This is a genomic window from Allobranchiibius sp. GilTou73, from assembly GCF_021391335.1.
GTDB classification, from domain to species: Bacteria; Actinomycetota; Actinomycetes; order Actinomycetales; family Dermatophilaceae; genus Allobranchiibius; species Allobranchiibius huperziae.
Map to the genome: position 1 here is coordinate 449,499 of NZ_CP090051.1, position 11,829 is coordinate 461,327.

The following is an 11,829-nucleotide window of genomic DNA, read 5'->3' on the forward strand; positions in this document are numbered from 1 at the left end:
AGATTTCCTTTCATCGGTTACATCAGAGGGCACATCAGGACTTTCAGGTGAGCACTACGTCTGCGGTGAGCCGACGGTGCCGCCCAGGGACTCGGTACCCGAGAGCCCTGCACCCGTCGGGGCTTTGGGTTCGCGTGGTGACTGCGTCTTCCTCGGTCGCCGAGAGCGGTACTCGATTCCGTTCAGGAGAACCGCCAGGACGATGACCGCGCCTGTGAAGACCGTCTGCCAGTAGGCGGATACGCCGACGATCGTCAATCCGTCGGACAGGAAGCCGATAACGAATGCGCCCAGGAGCGTGCCCCTGATGTTGCCGCGGCCACCCATCAGGGACGCCCCGCCGATGACAACGGCAGCAATGGCCGTCAATTCATACGATGTGCCGTTCACGGGGCTCGCTGCCGTCAACTCAGACGACAGAACGAGACCGGAGATGGCCGCGCAGACACCGGAGATGACGTACACCGACGTCTTCACCCGGCGCACCGGCACTCCCGACAACTCCGCGGCCCGCTCGTTGCCACCGGACGCGTACAGCCATCGACCGAAGACTGCTCGACTGAGGGTGAGTGAGATGACGAGGGCCACGACCACCATCACCCAGACTCCGACCGGGATGCCGAGGATGTCGTTGAACCCCAACCAGTTGAACCCCGTGTTGCCGAGTGACGGGTCGCCCGACAGGTTGTTGTACGGCTGGCCGTTCGTCATCAGCTCGGCGAATCCGCGGACGACGTACAACGTCCCCAAGGTGGCGACGAAGGCGGCGACCTTCAGCCGGCCGACCAGCACGCCATTGATGAGGCCGACCAGAGCGCCCACCAGGCAGCACACGATCACGACCACCCAGACCGATGGGAATGCCGTCGTCGATGTGCCCGGTATCTTCACCCCCTGCATCATGTATCCGGCCACCATTCCGGACAGACCGAGCGTCGACCCGACGGACAGGTCGATTCCACCGTTGAGGACAACGAGCAACTGGCCGATCGCAAGGAGCGCATAGATCGCGACGTGCGATGACATGGTGATCAGGTTGCCGGTGGTGAAGTAATTCCCTGACAACGACGCGAAAACGACGATGATCACGATCAATGCGAGGAACGCACGTCCCTCGAGGAGGACCTTGCCGACGCTGAGGTCTTTCGGCATGAACGATGGAGCCTTCCTGTCCGACCCGATCTTGTCGGTCGTGGGAGCACTCATGAGATTCTTCCCATTCCCTGTGATATCAGGCGACCACGGTCTCGCCGGCGGCGGCCATGATCGCTTCTTTGTTGATGTCAGGTCCGAATTCACTAACTATCCTGCCCCTGCGCATCACGATGATCCGATGCGGAATACTCAGGCATTCGTTGACCTCGGAGGTCGAATAGATGACTCCCAGGCCGGATCGAGCACGCTCCGCGAGCAGCTTGAAGACTTCTGCCTTCGCACCGATGTCTATTCCGCGGCTGGGCTCATCGAGCAGGATCACCTCAGGCTCGGTCGCCAGCATCTTTCCGATGACGACTTTCTGCTGATTTCCGCCGGAGAGCGATCCGATCATCGCCCCTCCCCCGAGGTCTTGACATGTACCGCACGAATACCGGCGGACACCAGGCTGGCCTCACCGGATCGGGACATGAGCAGGTTCTTCGCGAACGACCTGAGGCTGGCGAGGGAAAGATTTCGACCGACGGTCATCGTCGGCACCAGACCATCGCGTTGGCGATCCTCCGGTACGAGACCGAGGCCGGCCGATATTCGCTCGGCGATCGACAGGCCCGCGATATCGCGGCCCTTCAAAATGACCCGCCCGTCGACGATGGGCTCCTTGCCCGCCACCGCTTCCAGGAGCTCGGTCCTGCCGGCCCCCATGAGGCCGTAGATGCACACGATCTCGCCCTCGTGGATCGTCAGCGACAGGTTGTCCACCAAGGCGCGACCCGGATTCTGCGGATCGTCGACCGTGACGTTCTCGATGGCAAGAGCGACGGCTCCGAACGTGTAGCCCTCCGGCGGCGACCCGAGGTCGAAGTGCTCCCCCACCATGTTGCGCACGATCCATCTCAGGTCGATCTCCGCGGCCGATCCGGTGGCTGTGATCGACCCATCGCGGAGCACGACCGCGAAATCGGTGATCTGGAGCGCTTCTTCCAGATGATGGGAGATGTAGACGATGGACACCCCGCGGGCGGTCAGGTCATGAATGACCTTGAAGAGCACTTCGACCTCGGTTGCGCTGAGCGCCGACGTCGGCTCGTCCATGATCAGGATCCGCGCATCGACCGAGAGCGCTCGGGCGATCTCGACGATCTGCTGCTGACCCAGTCGCAGGGACGACACGAGGACGGAGGGGTCGATGTCCTCTTCCAGTTCTCGCAACAGCGCTGCGGCCTGGCGCGTCTCTTCCGCGTAATCGATTCCGGTCGCGGATCGAATCTCACGACCCATGAAGATGTTGTCGCGCACGCTCAGGTTCGGCGCCAGGCTCAATTCCTGGTGAATGATCGAGATCCCCAGATCCCGAGCCTCGACCGTCGAGGAGAACGCGACGTCTCTCCCGTACAACTCGATGGTGCCGGACGTCGGTTTCTCCACGCCCGACAAGATCTTCATCAATGTCGACTTCCCGGCGCCGTTCTCGCCGAACAGTGTCGTGACGGTGCCACGGTGGATGTCGAAATTGACACTTTTGAGTGCCTGCGTACCGCCGTAACTCTTGACGATGTCCCGTGCTCGCACGACGACGCTGTCCTGACCGGCGGGCTTGTCCGGCTGTTCACTGGCGCCCGGGTTGTCGCTCACGACACCGTCAGCTTCGAGGGGGTGATGGTCCACAGGGCCGGGTTGATCAATCCGAAGGCACCCTCGACCGTCACGGTCTTACCCGTGAGGTCGGAGACGCCAGCCTTGGCGAGAACCTGTGACTTCATCACGTTGTTCAACGCCAGCGCGGCGTTCAGGAAATCGGTCTGGTTGTTGATTCCCGGCGTGTTCTGGGTGTACTGGCCCGATACATCGCGCAGATCCGTGCTCAAGATCGCGGGTCCTGTGACGAGATGGATGACCTGTGTCGTCGGTACGCCCGAAACCGCGATGTTGTATATGCCGCCACCGGTGTTGCTCTTGACGACACCGGTGAACTTCACCGGGATCTCCGGACCGATCGCTCCGTTGGGAGTGATGCCGACCTTCGCGCCGGTCGGGTCCTTCTTCAGATCGGCCACCAGAGTCGACGCCGCGATGGCATGCGTCGAGATGTACTTCTGCACGGCTGGGAAGTTCTTCTGGGCCCACTGCGCAGGGCTGAAGGCGACCACTCCGCCGTTGGCGCCCGCGCTCGCGGTCTTACCGCCCGCGTAGGTGGTGCCGACGGTGAGCATCAGCACCAGGACCACGACGAGCACGGCCGGCGGCGCGAAACGCCTGAGCGCCGGCGCACCCGGCCCTCGCCGCACGCCGCGACCACCGCCCTGCGTGGGCGCGACGCCGGTGGCGGTGCTCATCAGAGGAGCACCTTCGACTCGCTGTCGTTGGGCCGGATCTGCAGCTTGCGGCCGGTGCCGGCGCGGAACATCGTGAGCGCGTCGGAGTAGTCGTCGAGGCTGAAGGAGTGGCTGACCATCGGCGCGGCCTTGATGGCGCCGGCCTCGAACATCTCCACCGCGCGACCGAAGGAGTTCAGGACCGCCATCGATCCGCCGATCGACAGTTCGTCGCGGTAGACCCGGAACGGCGCGTACTGGGCGACCGCGTCGGTCGCGGCCACGCCGAAGTGCTGGAACGACGCGCCGGGCTTCAGCCGCTTGAGACCGTCCTCGATGGCCTTGACGTTTCCGGTGCAGTCGATCACCACGTCCCACAGATCGCGATCCGCGTCGTCGGCGTTGGTGTACCGGTGCTGGATGCCGACGTCCGCAGCGACCTGCAGGCGCCCTTCGTTGACGTCGACCACGGTGACCGAAGCGGCACCGGCGTAGGGCGCGAGCTGCGCCATGAGCAGGCCCATGGTGCCGGCGCCGTAGACCAGCACGTGGTCGCCCATCCGACGCGGCAGCTGGTCCCACCCGCGGATCGAGCACGCCAACGGCTCGATCAGAGCGGCAAGATGCAGGTCGGTGTCGGGCTTGAGCTTGAAGACGTTGGCGAGCGGCGCCACGAACCGCTCCTGCGACGCGCCGTCCGAGGCCACCACGCCGAGGCCGTTCCAGGACCGGCACAGGTTGTTCTTGCCGTTGAGACAGAACTCGCACTCGCCGCAGACCGTGCTCGGGTTGATGGCGACGTGGTCGCCGACCGCGAGCTTGTTGATGCTGGTGTCACATCCCTCGCCGAGCGCCACCACGGTTCCGGTGGCCTCGTGGCCCGGGACCAGCGGGAAGACGGTCCCCTCGAACTCGCCGTCGAAGACGTGGGCGTCGGTGCCGCAGATACCCACCGCGGCGGTCTCGATCAGCACCTCCTTGAAGCCGGGCTTGGGCTCGGGCCGATCTTGGAGGACCAACGTGCCCTCACTGGCGAAAACGACTGCACGCATGCCTGGCTCTCCTTGTATCGACGTCCGGCCCGTCGTCCGCGTTCGACGGACCGCTACCCACGTTCGTGTGAGAATTGTGTGATCTTGTGCGGCTTTCGGGTGATGTTTAAAGTAATCTGGGTCACAGCAGCCTGTCAACAGATCCCGGCACAACGATGGTCACGGTCGCGTAACGCCGCACTGGAGCTCACGTGTGGTGCCGGTTAAAACCCTGCCATCACTGGCGATAGAGCGATCTGACCCGGCTGGCCGACCTGGTGCGACCCGTCATTCGGGGCACCGTCACCGGGGCGGCGGACGCGCTCTCACGGCCTCATTCTTCACACAGCTAGCACACAGCAAGCGGGCGCGACACTGCTTCATTCGGCAGGAGAGATGTCCACGATGTCGAGGGACGCGCGAAACCCCCACCGAGCCGCGGCTCGATGGGGGTCCGACGTGATTCCTTGTGGCGGAGGCGGAGGGATTTGAACCCTCGATGGGGTTGTAGCCCCAAACCCGCTTAGCAGGCGGGCGCCATAGACCTGACTAGGCGACGCCTCCAATGCAAGCGACGGCAAGGTTACCGGCGCGACAGCGAAGGGCCAAACCGATGCTGATCTGCTGTTCCGGCACCTGCGATGTGCACAGGTGATGGATGATGTGGTGGGCTTGGTTGATTTTCGACACAACTTACGAGAGCAGACATGACTGAACGCGGCGAACCCGGTGCGCCTCACCGCCGGGCGCAGCTTCCGCGCGCGTCGCGTCCGTCGACGACCGACGATGCGGTGAGCTCCTCCGAGGCCGAGGACGACGCCGGTTCGCGGCGCGGCCGCCTGGCCGGGGCCACCGCCACGGGCCCACGCGCGCATCTGAGGTCAGCGCTCCGCGGTTCGTGAGACGCGCGCGCACGAGCTGCGCCGCGCGCTGCTGCTGACCACGATGAGCGCGATCGTGCCGGGGCTGGGCCTGACGCTTACCCGCAGGCGCAAGCTCGGCGCCATACTGCTCGGCTTCTCCGTAATTCTCTTCGCGGTGCTCGCCTGGCTGCTGACCCGCGGCGGCATCATGCACGGCGCGGCGCGGCTGCTGTCCACCCGTGGCTTGCTCTTCATGCTGTTCGTGTGCGTCGTCGGCGGGTTGATCTGGCTGGGGGGCATCCTCGCGACGTACGCCGAGACCTCCGGCCGTCGGTGGCCGAACCAGACCAAGTGGATGCACCGGCTCTTCACCGCCGTGCTCTGCATGGTGATCGCTGTGCCCGCTGCCGTCGCCACCAACTACGTGTGGGTCACCAAGGGCACCCTCGGCCATGTCTTCGTCCCCCGGTACAAGGGACGCGACGCCGTACAGCACACCCCGGTGGCGGGCTCGGACCCGTGGAAGTCGGTCCCCCGCGTCAACATGCTGTTCCTGGGCTCGGACGCGGGCGCGGACCGCACGGGCGTCCGCACTGACTCGATCATGGTGGCGAGCATCGACACCCACACCGGCGATACGACGCTGGTCAGCATCCCGCGCAACCTGGAGCACGTACCGATCCCGACCAGCAACCCGTTGCACAAGATCTACCCCAACGGCTTCTACTGCCCCAACCGCGGCACCGGCCACGAATGCCTGATGGACGCACTGTGGACCGAGGCTGGCACCAACTATCCGACCCTGTTCCCCAAGGACGAGAAGAACCCCGGCCTGGACACCACTCGCGAAGTGGTCAGCGACATCGTCGGCATGCCGATCGACTACACCGTGGTGATCGACCTGGCCGGTTTCCAGAAACTGGTCGACGCGATGGGGGGCGTCTACGTCAACGTGCCGGCCGGCGGCATCGCCATCGGCGGACGCATCGTCAACGGCGAGATCGTGCCGGGCAGCATCACCGGCCGAGTGCCCGGCGGCTATCGCAAGTTGAACGGCTACCAGGCGCTGTGGTACTCCCGCAGCCGCGTGGAGAACAGCGACGACGACCGCACGCGCCGCCAGCGGTGCATGGTCAACAGCCTGATCAACCAGGCGAACCCGTTCACCATGATCACCAAGTTCACCGACGTGATGAGCGTTGCTCGTCAGAGCATCACGATGGACATCCCCCAGGACCACCTGGACGCGTTCGCGACGCTGGTCAACCGCATGAAGAAGGGCGACATGCGCAGCGTCAACCTGAGCTACCCGACCATCGCGAGCGGCAACCCCGACTTCGCGAAGATCCGGGCGCTGATCAAGGCCGCCATCGACCGTCCGCACACCACCAAGAAGCCGAAGTCGGCGACGACCTCCACCTCGCCCACAGCGCCCGGCACGTCGACTCCGTCCTCGACCGCGCCGGCCAACCCCATCTCGGACACCGCGAGCTCCTGCTGACGCAGGCTCGGCCCGGCACTCCGAAGGGTTCGGGCCGAGCGGGCCACCCTGCACCGGCTGACATGACAAAGCACCCCGCCACCGTTCGGTAGCGGGGTGCTCGGCAGGAGTTGGTGCGGCGAGCCGCGGACTCCTTAAGTCTGTCGAAAGATCAGACCGCGACGACGTTGGTCGCCTGCGGGCCCTTGTCGCCCTGGGTGATCTCGAACTCGACGCGCTGCGCCTCGTCGAGGCTCTTGTATCCATTGGTCTGGATGGCGGAGTAGTGGACGAAAACGTCCGGGCCCCCACCGTCCTGCGCAATGAAGCCGAAGCCCTTTTCAGCGTTGAACCACTTGACGGTGCCCTGTGCCATTCGGGGTAACTCTCTATCTATTTCCGGCGTGGAGCTTCGCGGATGCAAAGCTCCGGCTGCCTCGGCCGAACCCACAAGTCATGAACCGTGGCCCACATGCAAAATGCCCGCCTACCTGCTGCGGGCACTCCATCGTCCTGCGAGAAACTCCAACTGCAACCACGACTGACGCTAGCACGGATCGGGGTGCCTGTCCCACCCCTCTTCGGCGGGATCCTGAAGCGCCATCACCCGCATCAACTCAGGGAGATGAACCATGCGCCTGTCCACCCGTAATCAGCTTGCCGGCACGGTCACCGAGGTCACCGTCGGCGCCGTGATGGCGACCGTCAAACTTCGGCTCGACGGCGGCGGTCAGCAGGTCACCGCCAGCATCACCAAGGAGGCCGTGGAGGAGCTCGGACTGACGGTCGGGAGCAAGGCCCATCGCCCTGGTGAAGTCCACCGAAGTGATGATCGGCGTCGAATGAGCGACGCCGATCATCCGGCGGTGGCGGGACGGTCACCGGGGCCGGGCGAGCCCGGACTCGTAGGCGTAGATGACGACCTGCACGCGATCCCGCAGACCGAGTTTGCGCAGGATCCGTGCGACGTGCGTCTTCACGGTCGCCTCGGACAGGGTGAGACGGGTGGATATCTCCCCGTTGGACAGGCCCGCGGCGACCTGGTCGAACACGTCACGCTCGCGTGCCGTCAGTTCGGCGATGGCGTCGTCCTGCACCCGCGAGGGCCGCAACGCGGTGAACGCGCCGGCATAGCTCTGCAGCAGGCGGCGCGTCGTACTGGGCGCGATCACGGCATCGCCCCTGGACACCGCGCGCACGGCGCGCACGAACTCGTCGGTCTGTGCGTTCTTGAGCAGGAATCCGCTCGCACCGGCCCGCAGCCCTTCGAAGGCGTACTCGTCCAGGTCGAACGTGGTCAGGATGATGACCCGCACGTCCGGCCAGTTCGTCGCGATCGCCCGGGTGGCGTCGATGCCGTTCATCCCGGGCATGCGCACGTCCATCAGGACCACATCGGGCGCGGCCCGTCCGATGTCCACCAGCGCCTGGGCACCGTCGCTCGCCTCCCCCACGACCTCCATGTCGTCCTGCGCCCCGAGGATCATGGAGAACCCCTGCCGCAGCAACGGCTGGTCGTCGACGAGGAACACCCGGATCGTCACTGCGGGTCCGGCATCGGGTCGGTGTGCAGTACGGCGCGCACCGTCCAGCCTCGCGGGGCGCTCGGGCCTGCCACCGCCGTACCGCCGAAGAGCGCCGCCCGCTCCGACATCCCCTGCAGCCCGTGGCCCATCCGCCCGCGGCCGTGTTCATCGATACGGGCCCCGTCGTCCTCGATCTGCACGCGCAGTTCGTCCTCCCCCACGGTGAGTGCCACGTCGACATGCTGCACCGACCGGGCGTGCTTGAGCACGTTCGTCAGACTCTCCTGCACGATGCGGTACGCCGCCAGCTGGGCGGTCGCAGGCAGCACGCGGACGTCGCCGGTGATGCTGAGCCGCACGTCGAGGCCGGCGTCGCGCACCATCGCGACCAGATCCCCCAGCTGCGCCAGGCCGGGTTGGGGAAAGAGATCGGCCTGGGCATCCTCGCGCAGGACGCGCAGCATGCGGTGCATCTCGCTGAGCGCCTGACGGCCGACGTCGGATGCCTGCACGACCGTCGTGCGCATCGCCTCCGGCGACGCGACGGCCGCGGCGGCGTCGTTGAGGGTGATCATCACCGACAGGCTGTGCGCGATGACGTCGTGCATCTCGCGCGCCATCTGTGCGCGGTCCGCCGCGATGGCGATCTGGGCCTGCCGGTCCCGGTCGCGCTCGGCGGTCTCCGCCCGCTCGAGGGTGGCGCGAAGGTAGGCCCGCCGGGTTCGTGCGTAGACACCTGCGATCCAGGCCGCGGCGACCACCGCGGTGAACATCAGGGTGTGCAGCGGGCGCTGGCTCGAGGGCGCCCAACGGATCATGACCAAGGCGACGCCCAGCCCGGCGACGACCACGGCGGCGGCCATCGTCGCGCGGCGTACCTCGCTGCTGCTGAAGGTGTAGAGCGCGATGAGGAACGCCAGCGGCCCCGAGGCGCGTACGTCCTGCAGCCACTGACCGAAACACAGCACCGAGACCAGCGCCAGGCACACCGTCGGGTAGCGACGGCGGACGATCAGTGGCGCGGCGAGGGCGAGGTCCCACCACACCGCCGCGGACACCCGGGCATCCGGACCCTGGGTGTCCATCAGCACCGTGGCGGCACCGACCGCGACCGCGATGCCCACGTCCATCACCTGGGGTGTACGCAGCGCCTGCGGTAGACGTCCGAACCCGGACCGCCGGGCGTCCGGGGTCCGCGTCGGCCGCGCCACCGGGGCTGCCGGTGGCACCGTCGCGGACGCCGGAGTCATGGCACCGAGTGTGGCATCACGCGTCGCGGCGCCTCAGCTGCGCGGCCGCTACGGCTACGGCGACCACGGCCCAGACACCCAGCACGACGAGGCCGACCCAGGGCGTGAGCGTCTGGGGCTCCCGCAGACTGGAGACGAAGCTCGCACCGGCCGTGCTCGGGAGGTACTTGCCCACGTCCTTCCCCCAGGTGCCGAGGACCGAGTTGAAGAGCACCGGGACCACCAGGACGGTCGCGAAGTAGGCGACGAGCGCGCCCGGGGTGCTGCGCACGATCCACCCGAGGGCACCGCCGATCACGCCGACCAGGGTGAGGTAGACACCCGTGCCGAGTGCCACCCGCAGCGCGGTCGGGTCGCCGAGTCCGTACGACGCTCGGAAATGACCGATCACGCCCTCCCCGAGCAGGAAGGCGATCACCGAGGCGGTCGTCATTGACACCAGGACGATCGAGGTGAAGACCAGCAGCTTGGCCCACAGGACCGGCAGGCGCTTGGGTACGGCGGCCATCGTCGAGGCGATCATGCCGGTGGAGAACTCCCCGGAGACGAAGAGCACGCCGAGGGCGCCGATGAGCAACTGGCCGAGGTAGTACCCCTGCAGCGGCGAGGAGGCCACGACATCGTCCGGTTGCAGGTTCTTCGTGAGGTGGCGGGTGTTGTATCCGACGATGAGGGCCACCACCAGCATGCCGAGCACGGCGCCGCCGAGGACCGCCCAGGACGACCGCAGCGACCGGAACTTGATGAACTCCGACCTCACGACCCGTGGCAACGAGACCGGTTCACTGCGGATCGATGTGGTCTCGTCGGATGCGGGGCGGTCTGTGTCGATCGCGGGGCTGCTCATGCTGCGTCCACCGTTTCGTCGTCGTGCTGAGGGGAGGTGCGCGAGCGGAAGGCGACCGAGTCCTCGGTGAGCGCCATGTATGCGTCCTCCAGCGACGCGTCCCGACTCGCCAGCTCGAACAGGGTCAGGGACGCCTCCGCGGCGATGGTGCCGATCCGGTCGGTGGACAGGCCCTCGACCTCGAGGGTGTCCCGCGCGACGTCGCGCACGGTGACGCCGTCCGAAGCCAACAGGACTGCCAGCACTGTCGATTGGGGGCTGCGCACCCGCACCGATGCGACGGAGGCGTCGGCGATGAAGTCGGCCATCGACTGGTCGCGCAACAGCCTGCCTCGCCCCACGACGATCACATGGTCCGCCGTCAGGGCCATCTCGCTCATCAGGTGGGAGGACAGGAAGACGGTGCGGCCTTCGGCGGCGAGCTGTTTGAGCAGGGTGCGGATCCACCGGACCCCGTCCGGATCCAGACCGTTGACCGGTTCGTCCAGGATCAGAGTGCGTGGATCGGCCAGCAGGGCGGTGGCGACTCCGAGGCGCTGACCCATCCCCAGTGAGAACGATCCCGCCCGGCGGGTCGCCACGTCGCTCAGCCCGACCAGATCGAGGACCTCGTCGACGCGGGACCGACCGATGCCCGCGGTGGCGCCGATCGCCAGCAGGTGGTTGCGCGCGGACCGGCCCGGGTGGATCGAGCGGGCCTCCAGCAGCGCGCCCACCTCGTGCAGGGGCCGGGCGTGCTGCGCGAACGGCTTGCCGTTGACCCGCACCGAACCCGTCGTCGGCGCGTCCAATCCGATGATCATCCGCATGGTCGTGGACTTGCCCGCACCGTTCGGGCCGAGGAAACCGGTCACGATGCCGGGGCGCACGGTGAAGGTCAGGTCGTCGACCGCCGTCTTGTCGCCGTACTGCTTGCTCAGGTTCCGTACCTCGATCACTGCACGCCACTCATCCGCTTCATGGGTATGACGCTAGGTGGGCCAGCGTCGGCGCGCGTCGCCCGTCAGGACGGTCTTTCGAGGGGGCGACTCATCCCTCGGGTGGATGCCGCCGGGCTGCGGAGGGCGTGGGATTCGAACCCACGATGCCGTTGCCGACATAGCGGTTTTCAAGACCGCCGCACTAGGCCACTATGCGAGCCCTCCAGGCCGGCGTACGCCGAGCCGCCGCCATCGTAGTGGCGCTCGCCGGTCGTCGATGGATGGCCCGCGTGACCGACCAGGTGGTCGGTTTGCGTCGGTGGCCAGTGCTGCAGCCCTGGCCATGGACGCAGAACCTTCACATGGTGGGCACGCCGACGTACGTCGCGCGCGCCACTCAGCCCCCCGCGCGGCCAGTCACTCCGACGGGCGGGCACCCGCT

The 11,829-nt window shown here is 66.6% G+C and carries 11 protein-coding genes and 2 tRNA genes; 1 reads left to right on the forward strand and 12 read right to left on the reverse strand.

Annotated features, from left to right (window positions below; genetic code table 11):
• Positions 1-54: 54 nt before the first annotated feature.
• From LVQ62_RS02160 to LVQ62_RS02180, 6 genes are all read right to left on the reverse strand, one after another.
• Positions 55-1,206 (reverse strand): ABC transporter permease, encoded by a 1,152-nt coding sequence (locus tag LVQ62_RS02160; RefSeq protein WP_233764240.1) that lies wholly within the window; start codon positions 1,204-1,206, stop codon positions 55-57.
• A 25-nt stretch (positions 1,207-1,231) separates the two neighbouring features.
• A complete protein-coding gene (locus LVQ62_RS17460; RefSeq protein WP_255696491.1) occupies positions 1,232-1,549 on the reverse strand; it encodes an ATP-binding cassette domain-containing protein in 318 nt (105 codons plus the stop codon).
• Positions 1,546-2,790 (reverse strand): sugar ABC transporter ATP-binding protein, encoded by a 1,245-nt coding sequence (locus LVQ62_RS02165; RefSeq protein WP_255696492.1) that lies wholly within the window; start codon positions 2,788-2,790, stop codon positions 1,546-1,548. The genes LVQ62_RS17460 and LVQ62_RS02165 overlap by 4 nt, the downstream gene beginning before the upstream one ends.
• Positions 2,787-3,491 carry a DUF2291 family protein gene (locus LVQ62_RS02170; protein WP_233764241.1) on the reverse strand — a complete coding sequence of 235 codons (705 nt, stop codon included), beginning with the start codon at positions 3,489-3,491 and terminating at the stop codon, positions 2,787-2,789. The genes LVQ62_RS02165 and LVQ62_RS02170 overlap by 4 nt, the downstream gene beginning before the upstream one ends.
• Positions 3,491-4,522, reverse strand: a complete 1,032-nt coding sequence (locus LVQ62_RS02175) for an alcohol dehydrogenase catalytic domain-containing protein (protein WP_233764242.1) — start codon at positions 4,520-4,522, stop codon at positions 3,491-3,493. The genes LVQ62_RS02170 and LVQ62_RS02175 overlap by 1 nt, the downstream gene beginning before the upstream one ends.
• A 449-nt stretch (positions 4,523-4,971) precedes the next feature.
• A tRNA-Ser gene (locus LVQ62_RS02180) sits at positions 4,972-5,065 on the reverse strand.
• 381 nt (positions 5,066-5,446) lie between these two features.
• On the opposite strand from LVQ62_RS02180, the gene LVQ62_RS02185 reads away from it, so the two are divergent.
• Positions 5,447-6,865 carry an LCP family protein gene (locus LVQ62_RS02185; protein ID WP_233764243.1) on the forward strand — a complete coding sequence of 473 codons (1,419 nt, stop codon included), beginning with the start codon at positions 5,447-5,449 and terminating at the stop codon, positions 6,863-6,865.
• 151 nt (positions 6,866-7,016) lie between these two features.
• Here the strand turns inward: LVQ62_RS02185 and LVQ62_RS02190 are convergent, their stop codons facing one another.
• From LVQ62_RS02190 to LVQ62_RS02220, 6 genes are all read right to left on the reverse strand, one after another.
• Complete coding sequence (locus tag LVQ62_RS02190) at positions 7,017-7,220, reverse strand: cold-shock protein (protein ID WP_179478439.1); 204 nt, start codon at positions 7,218-7,220, stop codon at positions 7,017-7,019.
• Positions 7,221-7,722: 502 nt separating this feature from the next.
• On the reverse strand, positions 7,723-8,388 hold the full coding sequence (locus LVQ62_RS02200; RefSeq protein ID WP_208050946.1) for a response regulator transcription factor: 666 nt from the start codon (positions 8,386-8,388) through the stop codon (positions 7,723-7,725).
• Positions 8,385-9,620, reverse strand: a complete 1,236-nt coding sequence (locus tag LVQ62_RS02205; RefSeq protein WP_233764245.1) for a sensor histidine kinase — start codon at positions 9,618-9,620, stop codon at positions 8,385-8,387. The genes LVQ62_RS02200 and LVQ62_RS02205 overlap by 4 nt, the downstream gene beginning before the upstream one ends.
• 16 nt (positions 9,621-9,636) lie before the next feature.
• Entirely contained in the window at positions 9,637-10,467 is an 831-nt protein-coding gene (locus tag LVQ62_RS02210) for an ABC transporter permease (RefSeq protein ID WP_208050948.1), read from the reverse strand.
• Positions 10,464-11,405, reverse strand: coding sequence for an ABC transporter ATP-binding protein (locus LVQ62_RS02215; protein WP_233764247.1), 942 nt, complete (start codon positions 11,403-11,405; stop codon positions 10,464-10,466). The genes LVQ62_RS02210 and LVQ62_RS02215 overlap by 4 nt, the downstream gene beginning before the upstream one ends.
• Before the next feature lie 120 nt (positions 11,406-11,525).
• A tRNA-Ser gene (locus LVQ62_RS02220) sits at positions 11,526-11,612 on the reverse strand.
• Between the last annotated feature and the right edge of the window lie 217 nt (positions 11,613-11,829).